Genomic DNA, 15,832 nt, shown 5'->3' with positions numbered 1-15,832 from the left:
ACAACCTCTCGGAACGTTGGAAAACGGCTTCCGGCCCCGTCCACTATGGACAGGAGCCGACGACCGTCGGCTTGGGGATGGGCCGACGACGCGGGCGGGGGCCGGGAAGATGCACAGCGCCGTAAACGGCGTCCGTATTCCCTCCTCGGCTGTCACCTCTTAGGTCATCGCGCTGTTCCGAGGAGCGTTACGCCCAATCTGCGTGGCCCCAGTCACACCCCGTAAGCGCTCAAAAGCGGCCAGATGTGGTCGAAGGGGGTCAGCCGGTGGTCACCGGCCCCCTCGCGCTGCCGGACCCCGCCGAGACCACGAAGGATCCGACGGGGTCCCGACGCGCGATGGTTCGCCGGCCAAGCGGTACCACAAGAGGGCACACGCCCCCGACCACGCCGCCCTCGGTGCGCGGTCAGTGTTCGCGCGGCGCGGGCACCACGCGCTCCACCTCGGGGTGGACGGTGAGCAGTTGGCGCATGGCCGTCTCGGCAGCCGCACCATCCGCCGCACCGAGGGCCTCGACGATGCGCGCGTGGTGCGCCAGGGAGACATCGTTGGGCCGGTCACAGCCGGTGACGGGGCCGCCGGAGACCTGTAGCGCCGCCGACACGATCCCTGAGAGGTGCTCCAGCATCCGGTTGCCCGCGAGCTGGATGAGCAGCGAGTGGAACTCCGCGTCGGCCCGCGAGAAGGTGAGCGAGTCACCCTGCGCCATGGAATGGCTCATGATCTCGACCATGTCGCCGAGCCGCTGCTGGACCTCCTCGCGGCCGTGCCCGGCCGCGAGGCGCGCGGCGAGCGGCTCGATGGTCCAGCGCAGCTCGCTCAGCTCACGTCGCTGGTCGTCGCGCTGCGGCCCGAAGGCCCGCCATTCGATGATGTCCGGGTCGAGGAGGTTCCAGTCGCTGACGGGACGCACGCGCGTGCCGACATTCGGCCTGGCGCTGACCAGTCCCTTCGCCTCCAGGACCCGGAGCGACTCACGGACGACGGTGCGGGAGACCTCGAACCGCTGACCGATCTCCTCGGGGACGAGCGGGCGGTCCGCGCCCAGGTCGCCGGAGACGATCATCTGGCCCAGCTGTTGAACGAGTTGGCCGTGCAGCCCGCGTCCGCGGCTGCCCGCGGCGCGTCGGCCCACACGGCCGAGCTCCGGGTCCGCGCTCTCCCACGCGGGGGCGCCCACGCGGTCGGCACCAGAGGCCTCGGCATAGGGGTAGCGGTCGAGTTCGCCCGGGCCGGCCAGGCCGGAGTCTGCGGAACGGGCGGCGGTCATCATGGTCTGCGCAAGGGTACTCACGGATCCTTTGTCGGCGCTGGCTCCAACTCCCTTGAGGTCTTTGGTGAAAAGCACACGAAAGGGTGATCGCTCACCCCGTCGCAATTGACGCCTTATCGGAAAGAAATGGGCTTTCTTCGGGGAGTTGTGCGCACGGCGGGAACGGAAGGATCCGGACGGTCGTCATCGGACCCTGCTCCGCAGGGTCGTGAGCAGATATGCGCAGAGCAGGGCGGTCAGCGACAACATCAGTGCACCGCCCACGGGTTGGGCGATCACGCGCACTACGGCCGCCAGATAGCGTTCGCCCCCGAACGGCCACTGCATCAGCACCAGCTCGCGCAGCCTCAGGGGGAACCCTGCCGCAGTCCGCACGGACGGCCCCTCCAAGGCCTTTTGTACGAGCGGTACGACGAGGATCGGCACCGCGACCACCGCCGCGAGCCCGGCGGTCGTGGACCGGAAGGTGCCCGCGGCCAGCACACCTGCCCAGGCGCAGCCCACCACGAGGCCGATCCAACTCGCACTCAGGGCAAGCCAGTCCGCGGGAACCTCGGTGAGCTCCCGTCCGTAGACGAGGTACAGCACTTCGAGGTCGCATCCCACGGTGAGGAAGGCCAGCGTCAGCGCGGTGGCCGAGGCGACGAGGAGTTTGGCGGCGAGCAGCCCCATGCGTCTGGGGACGGTCCCGCGGTCCGTGGCCAGGGCGGGGTGGCGGAACTCTTCACCGAAAGCGATGGCGCCGAGCAGGCCCGCGCCGAGCGCGGCGGGCGGCAGCGGAAATTCCCGCGGCCAGGCGGCCAGGAGACGCGGCTGGGGCGTGTGACCGATTCTGGCCAGGAACACGGACAGGAGGGCCGAGATGACGAGAACGGCGGCCGCCGTGAGGTAACCGGTACCCACTCCGGCGGCACGGCGCAGCTCATAGCGCAGGGGGCGCAGGGGGCTCGGAGCCTGACGTACGGCGATGGGGGGCGGGAGGGGAGGCAGGGCGGTCGAGGCCAGTGTCTCGGCCGAGCGTTGCTCTTCGGCCTCCTGCGCGTCCCCCTCGGCGGGCGGCGGGGCGACCGGTCCCATGTCGCCGATTTCATCGGCGAGTTGATGTACGAGGATACCGTGCCGGAAGGCGGTCTCACCTACGTCGGCACATGTGCTGCCGTACACCGAGAGCCGGTTGCCGTCTTCACATACGACCTCGATGGAGCGCTGCGCGCCGCGTGCCTCCTTGGCCAGCAGGGCGCTGAGCCGGACGGCGTGCGGACTGCGGACCGCGACCCGGGGGCGGAGCCGGGTGCGGGCGAAGTCCGCGACCTCTTGGTCGGCGACGAGCCGGCCCTCCTCCAGTGTGACGACCCGGTCGGAGGTTCGCGCGGCCTCCTTGGGGTCGTCCGTGGTGAACAGCACGGTGCCTCCCTGGGCAGCGTGTGCGCGGAGCATTCCGTGCATCCAGCGGCCTTCGCGGGCGGAGAGCCCTTCGACGGGGGCGTCGAGGACGAGGGTGTGCGGGTCGGACAGGAGCGCGCACGCCAGGCCGAGGCGGCGATCCATGCAGCGCGAGAGCGTGCCCAGGCGTTCGTCGCGGAGGCTGACAAGCCCGACCACGTCCAGCACTTCGTCCGCGCGTCGCACGGGCACTCCGGTGGCGGCGCACAGCATGCGAAGTTGGCCGCGGACCGTCCGCGCCGGGTGACCGGGCACCTCACCCAGGAGCACGCCGACTTCACGCGACGGATGGGCGATCCGGTGCAGCGGGCGGCCTCTGAAGTAGGTGATTCCGCGGCCCTGTTGGAGTTCGAGCATGAGCTGCAGCGCCGTCGTCTTGCCCGCGCCCGGGGCTCCGAGGACCGCGGTGACGTGGCCCGCGCGCGCCTCGAAGGACACGTCGTCAACAGCGGGCGGAAGCTCCTTGCGGGGGTTGCTGGTCAGTCCGATGGCCTGGATCACTCGAAGCAAGATAGCGCGACATTTCCGATTTTCCGGGCACCTCGAGGCTCGTCTCGGGCAGGTCTCACACCGTCTGCGAGTACAACCCGGCTGCCGCAGCCGAAACCGGCCTCTCCCGCCCTGGTCAGACCTCGGGACGCAGCATCGGCGGGTTGAGCAGCGTGGCGCCGCCCGCACGGAAGAGCTGGGCAGGGCGGCCGCCCTGCCGCGTGGTCGTGCCGCCCGTGGGCACCAGGAAGCCTGGCGTGCCCGTCACCTTGCGGTGGAAGTTGCGCGGGTCGAGCGCCACGCCCCACACCGCCTCGTACACACGGCGCAACTCGCCGACGGTGAACTCGGTCGGGCAGAAGGCGGTGGCCAACGACGAGTACTCGATCTTGGACCGGGCGCGCTCCACACCGTCCGAAAGGATCTGCGCATGGTCGAAGGCGAGCGGCGCAGCCTGCTCTCCGTCGCGTCCGTAGCCACCCTGCTGCAGCAGCTCTTCGACAGGCGCCCAGCGCGCGCTGTTGGCGTCGCCACCCGCCCGGGGCGCGGGCAGATCGGGAGCCAGCGCGAGATGGGCGACGCTGACCACCCGCATCCGCGGGTCGCGCTTGGGGTCGCCGTACGTCGCGAGCTGCTCCAGGTGCGCGCCGTTGTCCTGCGCGGGAGCGGACGGGTCGTGGGCGCACAGCCCGGTCTCCTCGACCAACTCGCGCGCGGCCGCCTGCGCCAGATCCTCGTCGGGCCGTACGAAGCCGCCCGGGAGCGCCCACCGCCCCTGGAAGGGCTGCTCACCCCTCCGCACCGCCAGCGCGCACAGGGCATGGCGTCGCACGGTCAGCACGACCAGGTCCACGGTCACGGCGAAGGGCGGAAAGGCCGACGGGTCGTAGGGCATGCCGCGATCATAGTCGTCTGCCTGACGATAAACACTCCCTTCGCCAACCGCATCCAGGGTTGATCCACTTCCGTCCGGTACGGCTCCCACCAGCTGCCGCGGGTCGCCGTCAAAGGACGCGTCTCGCAAGGTCACACCCCCAACTGCAGTCCATCGGCCGCCTCCTCGACCATGGCGAGGCCGAGCCTGCTGACCCGGACGGAGAAGGGCGAGCCCGAGATCCGCAGTCCCGTCAGCCCGATCTCGCCCAGCGGCGCACCACGGACCGGGCACAGCGTCACCGTTCCGGCCGGGGCATCGGGGCGGATCCCGGCCAGGGAGGTGAGCAGCAACACCCCGGCGGCAGCGGCCGTGGCCGCAGGTCGGCAGGCAGCGGGATGGGGCAGCGGGGCGCTCCCTTCCGTGCGCTGCTCCCCGGCGTACATCTCGGGCAGCCGGTGGCCGAAGGCATCGGCCGCGGCGAGTACGCCACGCAGCAGCGAGCTAGCCTCCTTCTCGTAGCCTGCGGCGGCCAGCCCCGCGACGGCGACCACCGTCTCCTGAACGCGCACGGCGCCGGCGCGATGACCGAACGGGTTGTACGCCGCCTCCTTCGTCCCCAGACTGCGCAACCCCCAGCCCGAGTCCATGGCCGGGCCGCCGAACAGCCGCGCCAACTGCTCGGTCTTCACCTTGTCGAGCAGGCAGGGAGCGAGAGCTCCGGAACCCAGCAGACCGGTGTCGAGAAGGTGGGCGGTGCCCGAGCCCAGGTGCGGCACGAGGCGGCCGTCCGGAGTCCGGGCGGCCGCCGGTCTTCCGCCTCCCCGGTCTTCGACCCAGAAGTCGTCGCAGAACGCTGCCCGCAGCTCTTGGGCCCACTGCCGCAGCCCCGCGCCGCCCGGCCGCCCATGCGCGTCGAGCAGATCGGCGCCCAGCAGTGCCGCCCGGTGGGCGTGAGCCTGTGTCTCGCAGCGGAGCGGCCCGCCGGGGTGCGGATCGGGCAGATAGATGCCGCCGCCGACGGCGGTCCGCAGCCACTCGAGGCATCGCTCGGCCGCGGGCAGCAGCTCCTCGACCTCCTGCTCCGCAAGTCCCCAGCGGCGGGCCTCGGCGAGCAGCACGGGGAAGAGCAGTGTCGCCTCGGTCGCCGTGCAGCCCGGCGGCAAATGCGGGCCCCCGTCCCGACGCGGTCCGGGAATCAGGCCGGACCGCGGTCCCGGACCGGCGAGTTGAGTGCGGGCGAGAGTCCGTAGGGTGCCCGCGGCGAGACGGGTACCCAGCGGCAGCGCCATCCGGGCCGCCGCGAGCGCCTCCGCAGGCGCCAGGCCGCTCCGCCAGGGAGCCCCCGCCGCGAGGTGCGTGTCGGACGGGTGCCGGGTGTCGCGCACCAGCAGCGCCTGGAGATCCTCGACGCACGTGCGCAGGAGTGCGCCGACCCTGGGGTCGTCCCCCGCCGCCCGGGCCGGAGCGAACGGGCTCGCCGCGCCGCGTCCCATCACTCTGATGGGCCCGGCACCGTCCGGCCGTACGCGCAGCTCCACGCTCCGCGTGCCGCCCGGCGGCAGTTCGAGCTCCCAGCGCAGCAGTCCCGCGGAGGCCAAGGCGTCGCTGGGCGGCGGGTCGGCAGTGACGATCACGTGGGCTGTCGGGCAGGACCACCGCAGGCCGGAGTCGTGGACAGTGGCAGGCAATTCGGGTCCGGCCCGGCCCGAGGCAATCGCACCCAGCTCCGCGAGATCCGTGCCGAGCGCGACCTCGACGGGCAGGCGCAGGGTACGAGGGGCCGCGCTCTGCAGGGTGATCCGCTCGATGCCGTCCGCATACCGCGTCCGCTCGACGACCACGTCCGGATCCGGGCCGACGTCGGGAGACGCACGCAGCGTCCCCACGAAGCGCGCTCGGTCGGCCGCGACCATCAGGGCCTGCACGGCGACCGGTTCCCGACCGGCGACCCGCACCTGGCAGCGGGAGAGCATGCGTCGCCCCGCTCTGTAGAACCCTTCCAGCCCCTGGCCGGTCAACTGCCCGCGCTCCGTTGAGATCGCCAGCCCGGGCAGAGCAACGCAGATCAGGGCCGTGTGAGCGGGTGGCAGGTCCACGACCCGGCGCGGCACCGGCGACGACTGGAGAGCCGTGGAGCCGCCCACTCCCGCCAAGGGGGACGAGGTGCTCGCCATTACCGAGATCGAGCTCGGCGGGTCGCCGCGACGCATGACGGACTGCGCGGTCCTGCGCACGGGCGGACGGTCGCCATCGGGGGCCGAGGACGGCCTGGGCATGGGCATGGGGCAGCTTCCTCCGCGCGCGATGCACCTTGGGTGCGCTCGGCGCCGGGTGGGGGGCTCCGTAGGGTCGGGGGCGTTGCGGCGGCGCGGCCTGGTCACGGGTTCCGCCACTCAGGTGAACGGAGCGGCCCTGCCCAGGGTCACGCCCTCGGCCCGGGAAGCCGACCGAATGGCGGTGTGGTGACGGACCGACCAGCGTCCCCTTCACCCGGGGCGCACGCTCGCTCGACCGCCCCGGAGCCAATCCCTGCACCAGGGCCAGGTCCCAACCCGCCCCATCCGATGCGCCCCGAACCAGGGCCAGGCCCCACCTCACCCCATCCAATCCGCGCCGCACCAGCCAGGTCCGGACGCTCACATCTCCTCCCTCACCCCGTGCCGATCGCCTTCGCGGCGTGCTCGTGGCCGACGGCTCGTGCCCTCGGCGGCGCGCCCTGGCCCTTCCCCGGCGGGCGAGACCTCGTCGGCGGGCCGGCGTCGGCGGACGCTCGCTGTCCCCGGGCCGCGTCGGCTTGGACGCATTGCGCCGTTCCCGGCCGGGCGGATCCGGCGTCGGCGCCGGGTGGCGGTCCCAGCGTCCGAAAGCCGGGGGTCCGGCGTCGGTGCGACGGACGCGAGCGGTGCCTCGAGATCGGCGGGTTTCCCCTTTCCCGCGGACGCACGGCCGGTGCGCTCCGCGCGTAGGCAGCGGCGGACGGACTCCGGGTCCAGGCCCTCGTTGCACGCCTGGTGCAGGAGGCGGGCGAAGAGATAGTCGGGATCGGCGCCGAGCGCCATGGCGAGGGCCTCCCGGGCCTCCAGTTCATCGCCCGTGGACCAGGCGACCCACCCCGCGAGGGTGAGGGGCGCGGCGGCGTGCTCGCGGTAGGGGCCGACGCAGCGGCGGGCCAGCGCACGCCACAGGCGCAGAGCAGGGCCGGCCTCAGTGCCCTCCATCCACTCCGCGGCACGGTCGCGGGTCGTGCGGTCCTGGAGGCCGAGGATCAACGCGGCGGCTTCCTCGTGTCCGAGGAGTCCGTCGTCGCGCAGGTCCGCCTGACGTGTGCCGGACACCGGTGGAGCGTCGGCGAGGCGTCCCATGATCCGCCCGGCCAGTTCGAGAGCCTCCTCGGCCACATCGGCACGGCTCTCGCCGTCCAGGATCCTCGGGACGAGAGCCATGCTCGCCGTATCGAGCGCGGCTTCCTGCTCCGACGCGGCCGCTGTCTCCCAGGGAAGCAACCTGGCTGTCAATTCCCGTAGGGACCCACGTACTTGGAGGCCCGCGTACGTCGCGGCGGCTGCGAGTACGGACGTCCCCGGCAGCCCCATCGCCTCACCCTCGGGCGGACAGCACCCCTGGCCCGGGCAGGTGTACGACCAGAAGCGACCGTCGGAGATGCAGAGAGCCTCGATCACGGGGACGTCGAGGCGACCGCAAGCCCTGCGCAGCAACTGCGCGAGCGGGCGCAGACGCTCCATGACCTCCCGCCCCGATTCACCGCTCCCCGGTTCCTGGCAGAGGTACGCGACCATGCTCTCGGGCCGGGCACCTCGGCGCTCGCTTCCCCTCACCAGACCCTGTGCCAACTGCTCGGCCACCGACGGCCAGCCCTCCGCGTGGGCGGGGATACCGAGCCGTGCACGGCCGCCGAACCGGCCGCGCCGCTCCCGGTCGTGCAGGGCCACCAGCACGATGCTGTCCTCCGGCCGATACCCGAGCAAGTAGGGCAGAGCGTCGGCCAGTTCTGCCGGGGTGCGCAACGTGACCTGATGCTCCCCACCGGGAACACCCGGACCACAGGGGGTACGGGGGACGCCGTGACCCACATACCGCTCGGACCGTCCATGGCCGGCGTGTCCGTCGCCATCCCGCCCCACCTGCCCGATGAGCTCGCTCCCTCCCGCCCGATCCCCAGGCGCATCACGTCCTGCGCACGCGCTGTACTCGCCGTGGCCGGGAAGCCCGTCGGGCGGTTCCTGTCCAGCGGGCCCGGAAAGACCGTCCGGCGCACTCAGCCGATCGCACTCACCTCCTCCGTCACAGCCGTCGTGTCCGCCCTGCCCGTCCTGCCCACCGAGCCCGCAGATGTCCTTGTCGCCGGACCTGCCGGCCGCTTCGTCGTGATTCGTCATGCCGTGACCATCCCGCGGATCGCAGAATTCCGCTTCGACCTGTGGATAACCACGAGCATGACCACGACAGAAGTTGTCCACAGCTCGACGAGCTCGTTCGCGCAATGTCCGACCCATCGGGTTGCATGGGGCCATGACCAACGAAGACCCGCGACCCACAGCCACCGAAGACCTCCGTACCGCGGCCGATGCCGTACTGGCCCGCCTCGTCGGCGCCCAGGCCGGCCGGGCTCGGCTCCGCGAGGACCAGTGGCGCGCCATCGAGGCGCTGGTGGCCGACAAGCGCAGAGCGCTGGTCGTGCAGCGCACCGGCTGGGGCAAGTCCGCGGTGTACTTCGTCGCGACGGCGCTGCTGCGCGAGCGGGGCGCCGGGCCCACGGTGATCGTCTCGCCGCTGCTCGCGCTCATGCGCAACCAGGTGGAAGCGGCCGCCCGCGCCGGAATCCACGCGCGGACGATCAACTCCTCCAACACGGAGGAATGGGAGACGATCCAGGCCGAGGTCGCCGCGAGCAAGGTCGATGTCCTGCTGGTGAGCCCGGAGCGGCTCAACAATCCGGACTTCCGCGACCAGGTGCTGCCCAAGCTGGCAGCGGCGACCGGCCTGCTCGTGGTCGACGAGGCGCACTGCATCTCCGACTGGGGCCACGACTTCCGGCCGGACTACCGCCGACTGCGCACCATGCTCGCCGATCTCCCGCCCGGCGTCCCCGTCCTGGCCACCACCGCGACGGCCAACGCGCGCGTGACCGCCGATGTCGCCGAGCAGCTGGGCACCGGAGCCAGCACGGACGCACTCGTCCTGCGGGGGCCGCTGGACCGGGAGAGCCTGAGCCTCGGCGTGCTGAGCCTGACGGACGCCGCCCACCGAATGGCCTGGCTCGCCGAGCATCTGAAGGACCTGCCGGGCTCGGGCATCATCTACACGCTCACGGTGGCAGCCGCCGAGGAGGTCACGGCCTTCCTGCGCCAGAGCGGACACACGGTGACGTCGTACACCGGGAAGACGGAGAACGCGGACCGGCAGCAGGCCGAGGAGGACCTGCTGGCCAACCGCGTCAAGGCCCTTGTCGCCACGTCCGCACTGGGCATGGGCTTCGACAAGCCCGACCTGGGGTTCGTGGTGCACCTGGGTTCGCCCTCGTCCCCCATCGCCTACTACCAGCAGGTGGGGCGCGCGGGCCGCGGTGTGGAGCATGCCGAGGTGCTGCTCCTGCCGGGCAAGGAGGACCAGGCGATCTGGGAGTACTTCGCGTCGATCGCCTTCCCTCCGGAGGAGCAGGTGCGCCGCACGCTGGACGTCCTGGCCAGGGCCGAGCGGCCACTGTCGCTGCCCGCGCTCGAACCACTGGTCGAGCTGCGCAGGTCCCGTCTGGAGACCATGCTCAAGGTGCTCGATGTGGACGGGGCGGTACGCCGGGTCCAGGGCGGCTGGATCTCCACGGGCACTGCGTGGACGTACGACACCGAGCGCTACGCCTGGGTCGCCAAGCAGCGGGCTGCCGAGCAGCAGGCGATGCGGGACTACGTCACGACGACCGGCTGCCGGATGGAGTTCCTGCGGCAGCAGCTGGACGACGAGGGGGCGGCGCCGTGCGGGCGCTGCGACAACTGCGCGGGGTCGCGGTTCGAGGCGTCCGTGTCCCCCGCGGCGCTGGACGCTGCCAACGGCGAGCTCGGCCGCGCGGGCGTCGAGGTCGAGCCCCGGAAGATGTGGCCGACGGGTCTGCCGGCGGTCGGCGTCGACCTGAAGGGACGCATTCCGGCCGGTGAACAGTTCGCTCCCGGGCGCGCTTTGGGACGACTCTCGGACATCGGCTGGGGCAACCGGCTGCGACCGATGCTCGCACCCCAGGCCCCGGACGGACCCGTACCGGACGATGTCGCCAAGGCGGTGATCGACGTGCTGACCGACTGGGCGAAGGGACCCGGCGGCTGGGCCTCGGGACAGCCCGACGCGCAGCCGCGCCCGGTCGGCGTCGTGACCGTGGCTTCCCGTACGCGGCCGCGGCTGATTCAGTCGCTGGGCGCGCGGATCGCGGAGATCGGCCGGCTGCCGCTGCTGGGTTCCGTGGAGTACGTCGGTGAGGGGTCACCGATCTCCCGGAGCAACAGCGCCCAGCGACTGAAGGCGCTCGACGGGGCACTGACCATCCCGCCCGAGCTGGCCGCCGCCCTGAAGGAAGCAGGAGGTCCCGTCCTGCTGGTGGATGACGCGACCGAGACGGGCTGGACGCTTGCCGTGGCCGCCCGCATGCTCCGCCGGGCCGGTGCGCAGGGGGTGTTGCCGCTGGTCCTGGCCGTACAGTCCTGACTCACGCATCGTCGAGCGAACTCTGGGCAGGGATATAGCCGACGCATCGCCTGAAAACGGTCTGTGGCCCCAATTGCTCGTTGCCGCAGCCAAGTTCGACAGGAAGAATTGAGGTCCGCTCCCCGCACGGTTCGCCCGTGGTCCGGTAGGGCTCTGCTGCGGCGTGCGCTCCCCCAAGTCCGACCCCGCCCGCAGTGTGGGCGCGTAGCCGAAGGGAGGACCGTGACCTTCGGATTCGCTCCGTCCTCGGCGGCATCCTTGTCGACGTCTGCCGACCTGTCCGCCGCTTCCGCCAACCCACTGGTTCGGATGCTCGAACCCGCCGAATGGGCCTCCGCGGGGATTCCGCTGCTGCGCAACCCCCGGGAAGTCGTCAGCGGACTGCACGCGCGGCACCTGCCCAGGCCCTCGACCGCGGTCGTGGCTGTCCTCGACCCGGACGAGCGGCTGGCGGCGAGCGCTTCCTTCGTTCGGCGTCCGGCCCCGGCTGACGGCTGGATGTTCCGCAACGCGCTGCTCGCGCAGCTGCGCCGGGTCATCCCGCACGACCTGCGACGCCGCACACCGGTACGTACGGCAGTGCTGCTCTACTGCCGCGACGGCGACGCGCGTTGGACCGAGGAGGACGGGGCGTGGATGTGGGGCTTGCGGGACGCCTGCACACTCCATGGGCTGCGCTGTGGGGCGTACATCACCCTGACGCGTGACGGCTGGCAGGTCCTCGGCGAGGGCCGCGGTGGACGCCGCCCCAACTCGGACTCACCGCCGGAGCCCTTCGCCACGGCCGAAGCGCTGCCACCGCTGCCGCGCACCGGAGGTGCCGCGTCGGAGGTACTGCGCCGGGCAGCCGCTCGCTGAGACGCCCACCCCAAGGCGCCGACCCGGGCGGGCATGCCCGCTCACACCACGGTGACACCTCACGCCGACCTGGCGAGCAGCCAAGGCAGGCAGGAGTGAGACGAGGCAGCGGTGATCCAGTGGTCGGTGGGCCGGCCTTGCGCCCACCCCAGGAACGTACGACAGACCCTCGACACGGACAGCAGGCACACGCAGCGGCAGGCCGCACCAAGGCGTCCCGCGCGCGAGGCCACGCACTGCGGGCATGCCGAAACGACCGCCGTACAGGTGCCGCCGCAGCGGCACCCTCAGCGTTCCACCGAACGAATCCCGGACGGTGCCTGGAGCCCGCTCAGACGCCCGCGCCCAGCACCGAGTTGATCTGCTGCGGGTCGCCGCAGACGATCAGCAGGGCGCCGGCCCGGCCGAGGGCCAGGGGCAGGGCCGAGGCGGCGGCAGCGTCGGGACCGCCGTTGACGGCGACCACGACCACGGGACGGGACGCGGCCCGGCCGGCGGCGGAGGCGTCGGCGTAGAAGACGTCGTCGCCCGCGTCGTGCTGCGCCCAGTACGCGGCGTCGCCGAAGGAGAGTTCGTGCGCGGCCCACGGGTGCGGTTCGCCGGTGGTGATCACCAGCACCTCACCAGGGGCGCGACCCGAATCCAACAGCAGGTCGACGGCTTCTTCGGCGGCGTCCAGCGCACCCTGGGCCGAGGCCGGGATCAGCTGGATCTGCGGAGTGGCGGCAGCGGGTGCGGCCGCCGGGGCGGAGGGCCCCGGCGAGGCCACGACCGGCTCGCGCGGGGTGCGTTGGGCCGGCATCGGCCGGACAGGACCCGGACGGCCGGGACGCGGCGGAGCCGCGGGACGGGGGCCGGGTACGGGGCGGGGGGTCGGCGCGGTGCGGCCACTGGCCGGAGTGGCGCGGGGACCCTGGGCACTCTCGTGAATCTGAGGCTCCTCGGGAATGAGAGGCATGAGCTGATATTTATCAAACGCCGGTGCGACTCGCGTCGGCGGGGGGCACATGAGTGCGAGCGGAATCGTCAGAAATCGAAGCCGAGCTGACCCTCGATCTCCGGAACGTTTCCGTCCGCCCAGCTGCGGACCTTCTTGAGGTGCCGCCACTGGGGCAGCGCATCAAGATACGCCCACGACAACCGGTGGTACGGGGTGGGGCCCCGATCCTCCAGCGCGGCCTTGTGGACCGGCGACGGGTACCCGGCGTTGGCCGCAAAACCGAAGTCTGCATGGTCGATACCCAGTTCGGCCATCATTTTGTCGCGCTGAACCTTGGCGATCACCGAAGCCGCCGCGACGGCGACGCAGGACCGGTCGCCCTTGATCACCGTGCGGACCCGCCAGGGAGCGCCGAGATAGTCGTGCTTCCCGTCGAGAATGACCGCATCGGGGCGGACCGGCAGAGCCTCCAGGGCGCGTACGGCCGCAAGGCGCAGCGCGGCCGTCATCCCCAGGTCGTCGATCTCCTCCGGAGAGGCATGCCCCAGGGCGTACGACGTCACCCATTTCTCCAACTCGGCGGCGAGCGCGGTACGCCGCTTGACGGTCAGGAGCTTGGAGTCGGTGAGCCCATCGGGCGGACGGCGCAGTCCCGTGACGGCGGCGCAGACGGTGACCGGGCCGGCCCACGCACCGCGGCCCACCTCGTCGACACCGGCAATGATCTTCGCTCCGGTCGTGGCGCGGAGGGAGCGCTCGACGGTGTGGGTGGGTGGTTCGTACGGCATGGCGCCCTCAGCCTACGCCGCCCGGAGTCGCTCGCGACACCCAGGTTTCCCGGAGCAACCAGGGTGTCCGTACGGGAGTCGATCAGGCGGCCCGCTGCCGCAGCAGCGGAACCATCAGCTGGTCGATCATCTCCTCCAGATCCCGCTCACTCCATTCGCTCGCGCACACCTTGGAGCGGTACATCATCATCGCCGGGATGGCATCGAAGACATAGGCGTTCGCGGCGTCGGGACGCACTTCTCCCCGCTCGATTCCGCGGTCGATGATCTCGCGCAGCAGGCGCATGTTCGGCTCGATGACCCCTCCGAGGATCACCCGCTGAAAACGTTCGGCCTGGACCGCGTCGCATTCGTAAAGCACCGAACGCAGGGCGTATCCGGGCTGCGAGAACATCGCCTCACGCACCCGCCGGCACAGCTCCAGGAGGTCCTCCCGGACGCTCCCGAGGTCGGGCGCCCCGGTCAGGCTCGGGAGGCCGGCCTGCAGCGCGTCCGCGACAAGATCCTCCTTGGACGGCCAGCGGCGGTAGACCGCGGCCTTGCCGGTCTGGGCGCGGGCGGCGACACCTTCCATCGTGAGCCCGTTCCAGCCGACTGTGCCGAGCTGCTCCAGCGCGGCCTCCAGGATCGCGCGCTCGAGTACGGCACCGCGTCGGCGCGAGGAGGCCGTCTGAGCGGGGGCGGCCGTCCAACGCGAAGTAACCATCTGAGTGTCTCCGTTGTGCAGGGGAGCGGGATTTTCAGGGAGGGGCGAGCGATCGAGTTCGACGCCACGCGGCAGCGACTTCAGTGAACGCTTGCGTTCACTGACGGGGACTCACTACCGTTGACGCGACAGTGAACGCGAGCGTTCACTAACGCACTTGTGGGGGACCCAATAGTGACAACCTCTCAGTTGATTCAGGACTCAAAGCCAGGAGCGGCCCGCCGGGAGGGGCATCCCGGCATCGCGCTCACCGTCATCGCGGCCTGCCAACTCATGGTGGTACTCGACGCGACGATTGTGAACATCGCCCTCCCGCACATTCAAGACGCGCTCAAGTTCAGCACGACCGACCTGACATGGGTGATCAGCGCGTACACCCTCACCTTCGGTGGCCTGCTGCTTCTCGGTGCCAGGGCCGGTGACATCCTCGGTCGGCGCCGGGTCTTCATGGCCGGCATCCTGCTCTTCACCTTCGCCTCGCTGCTCGGCGGACTCGCCCAGGAACCATGGCAGTTGCTGGCCGCGCGTGCTCTGCAGGGCGTCGGTGGCGCAATCGCGTCGCCCACCTCGCTGGCGCTCATCACCACTACGTTCCCCGAGGGGCCGGAACGGAACCGGGCGTTCGCCGTCTTCGCCACGGTATCGGCCGGCGGCGGTGCCATCGGTCTGCTCGCCGGCGGGATGCTCACGGAGTGGCTCGACTGGCGGTGGGTCCTCTTCGTCAACGTGCCCATCGGTGTCCTGATCGCCGTGCTCGCCCCGATGTACATCAACGAGTCCGAACGCCATCCCGGGCGCTTCGACATCGCGGGCGCGCTCACCTCGACGGCGGGAATGGCGTCCCTGGTGTACGGCTTCATCCGCGCCGCGGAGGAAGGCTGGCGGGACAGCCTCACCATCGGGTCGTTCGGCGCGGCCGTGCTGCTGCTGCTCGCCTTCGGGGTCATCGAGACGCGGGCCAAGGAGCCCATCACCCCGCTGAAGATGTTCGCCGACCGCAATCGCTCGGGCACGTACGTGATCATGCTGAGCCTCGCCGCGGCGATGTTCGGCATGTTCTTCTACATCGTGCTCTTCGTGCAGAACGTGCTGGGGTACAGCCCGATCTCGGCCGGTGTGGCGTTCCTCCCGGTGACGGTGGCGATCGCGATCGGCGCGGGACTGTCGCAGCGGTTCCTGCCGGTGCTCGGCCCCAAGCCCTTCATGGTCGTCGGGTCGACGCTCGTCGCACTCGGGCTCTTCTGGCTGACCTTCATCAGCTCGGACAATTCGTACGTCGGCGGAGTGCTCGGCCCGATGCTGCTGTTCGGCTTCGGCATGGGCCTGAACTTCGTGACGCTGACGGTCACCGCGGTCTCGGGTGTCGCCCAGCACGAGGCGGGCGCGGCCTCCGGTCTGCTCAACGTCACCCAGCAGGTGGGCGGTTCACTCGGCCTCTCCATCCTCACCACGGTCTTCGGTTCGGCCAGCCGTGACGAGGCGGAGAAGCAGATGCCGAAGTTCCTGACGGACGGCTCGGCCGAGCAGAAGGCGGAGTTCGCCAAGACGCACCAGCTGCCCGCTCCTTGGGGTCATCAGGTGCTCGCCGAGGGCATCTCGACCGCCTTCATACCGGCGGCCGCGATGGCGCTGCTCGCCCTGATCACGGCCGCATTGGTGATCCGGGTCCGCAAGAGCGATCTGGACGCCCTCGCCGGCACGGCAGGACCTGCCGGGGGCTGACAAGGGCACGCGGAGGCCGAACCGG

General features: G+C 71.3%; 11 protein-coding genes. 3 read left to right on the top strand and 8 right to left on the bottom strand.

Annotated elements, in window-relative coordinates:
- Positions 1-406: 406 nt before the first annotated feature.
- The 5 genes from ACIBK0_RS25335 to ACIBK0_RS25315 form a co-directional block, all read right to left on the bottom strand.
- Positions 407-1,294 (bottom strand): FadR/GntR family transcriptional regulator, encoded by an 888-nt coding sequence (locus ACIBK0_RS25335; RefSeq protein WP_399084190.1) that lies wholly within the window; start codon positions 1,292-1,294, stop codon positions 407-409.
- Positions 1,295-1,456: 162 nt separating this feature from the next.
- Complete coding sequence (locus ACIBK0_RS25330) at positions 1,457-3,217, bottom strand: ATP-binding cassette domain-containing protein (RefSeq protein ID WP_399084187.1); 1,761 nt, start codon at positions 3,215-3,217, stop codon at positions 1,457-1,459.
- A 124-nt stretch (positions 3,218-3,341) separates the two neighbouring features.
- Positions 3,342-4,100 (bottom strand): NUDIX domain-containing protein, encoded by a 759-nt coding sequence (locus ACIBK0_RS25325; RefSeq protein ID WP_388877077.1) that lies wholly within the window; start codon positions 4,098-4,100, stop codon positions 3,342-3,344.
- A gap of 131 nt (positions 4,101-4,231) precedes the next feature.
- On the bottom strand, positions 4,232-6,364 hold the full coding sequence (locus ACIBK0_RS25320; protein WP_399084182.1) for a glycogen debranching N-terminal domain-containing protein: 2,133 nt from the start codon (positions 6,362-6,364) through the stop codon (positions 4,232-4,234).
- 354 nt (positions 6,365-6,718) lie between these two features.
- Positions 6,719-8,107, bottom strand: coding sequence for a DUF4192 domain-containing protein (locus ACIBK0_RS25315; RefSeq protein WP_399084179.1), 1,389 nt, complete (start codon positions 8,105-8,107; stop codon positions 6,719-6,721).
- A gap of 505 nt (positions 8,108-8,612) precedes the next feature.
- Here ACIBK0_RS25315 and ACIBK0_RS25310 point away from each other — a divergent pair.
- Together ACIBK0_RS25310 and ACIBK0_RS25305 are read left to right on the top strand one after the other, a co-directional pair.
- Positions 8,613-10,793 (top strand): RecQ family ATP-dependent DNA helicase, encoded by a 2,181-nt coding sequence (locus ACIBK0_RS25310; RefSeq protein WP_399084175.1) that lies wholly within the window; start codon positions 8,613-8,615, stop codon positions 10,791-10,793.
- 222 nt (positions 10,794-11,015) lie between these two features.
- A complete protein-coding gene (locus ACIBK0_RS25305; protein ID WP_399084172.1) occupies positions 11,016-11,651 on the top strand; it encodes a hypothetical protein in 636 nt (211 codons plus the stop codon).
- Positions 11,652-11,982: 331 nt separating this feature from the next.
- Here ACIBK0_RS25305 and ACIBK0_RS25300 read toward each other — a convergent pair whose 3' ends face one another.
- The 3 genes from ACIBK0_RS25300 to ACIBK0_RS25290 all read right to left on the bottom strand — a co-directional run bounded on the left by ACIBK0_RS25300 (position 11,983) and on the right by ACIBK0_RS25290 (position 14,085).
- Positions 11,983-12,609 carry a hypothetical protein gene (locus ACIBK0_RS25300; protein WP_399084169.1) on the bottom strand — a complete coding sequence of 209 codons (627 nt, stop codon included), beginning with the start codon at positions 12,607-12,609 and terminating at the stop codon, positions 11,983-11,985.
- 68 nt (positions 12,610-12,677) lie between these two features.
- Entirely contained in the window at positions 12,678-13,379 is a 702-nt protein-coding gene (locus ACIBK0_RS25295) for a ribonuclease HII (protein ID WP_399084166.1), read from the bottom strand.
- An 82-nt stretch (positions 13,380-13,461) separates the two neighbouring features.
- Entirely contained in the window at positions 13,462-14,085 is a 624-nt protein-coding gene (locus tag ACIBK0_RS25290; protein WP_399084162.1) for a TetR/AcrR family transcriptional regulator, read from the bottom strand.
- Between the two features lie 174 nt (positions 14,086-14,259).
- Between ACIBK0_RS25290 and ACIBK0_RS25285 the strand changes: the two genes are divergently transcribed.
- On the top strand, positions 14,260-15,807 hold the full coding sequence (locus ACIBK0_RS25285) for an MFS transporter (RefSeq protein ID WP_399084159.1): 1,548 nt from the start codon (positions 14,260-14,262) through the stop codon (positions 15,805-15,807).
- Positions 15,808-15,832 lie beyond the last annotated feature (25 nt).

The organism is Streptomyces sp. NPDC050564 (assembly GCF_044457265.1).
GTDB lineage: Bacteria > Actinomycetota > Actinomycetes > Streptomycetales > Streptomycetaceae > Streptomyces.
The sequence above is the reverse complement of the archived record's forward strand: the minus strand, read 5'-3'. Positions and strand labels throughout refer to the sequence as shown.

What these genes read in the sequence shown, in the direction of transcription:
- ACIBK0_RS25300 (WP_399084169.1), bottom strand. Translation starts at nt 12,609, where the DNA reads ATGCCTCTCATTCCCGAGGAGCCTCAGATTCACGAGAGTGCCCAGGGT.
- ACIBK0_RS25290 (WP_399084162.1), bottom strand. Translation starts at nt 14,085, where the DNA reads ATGGTTACTTCGCGTTGGACGGCCGCCCCCGCTCAGACGGCCTCCTCG.
- ACIBK0_RS25320 (WP_399084182.1), bottom strand. Translation starts at nt 6,364, where the DNA reads ATGCCCATGCCCAGGCCGTCCTCGGCCCCCGATGGCGACCGTCCGCCC.
- ACIBK0_RS25310 (WP_399084175.1), top strand. Translation starts at nt 8,613, where the DNA reads ATGACCAACGAAGACCCGCGACCCACAGCCACCGAAGACCTCCGTACC.
- ACIBK0_RS25325 (WP_388877077.1), bottom strand. Translation starts at nt 4,100, where the DNA reads ATGCCCTACGACCCGTCGGCCTTTCCGCCCTTCGCCGTGACCGTGGAC.
- ACIBK0_RS25295 (WP_399084166.1), bottom strand. Translation starts at nt 13,379, where the DNA reads ATGCCGTACGAACCACCCACCCACACCGTCGAGCGCTCCCTCCGCGCC.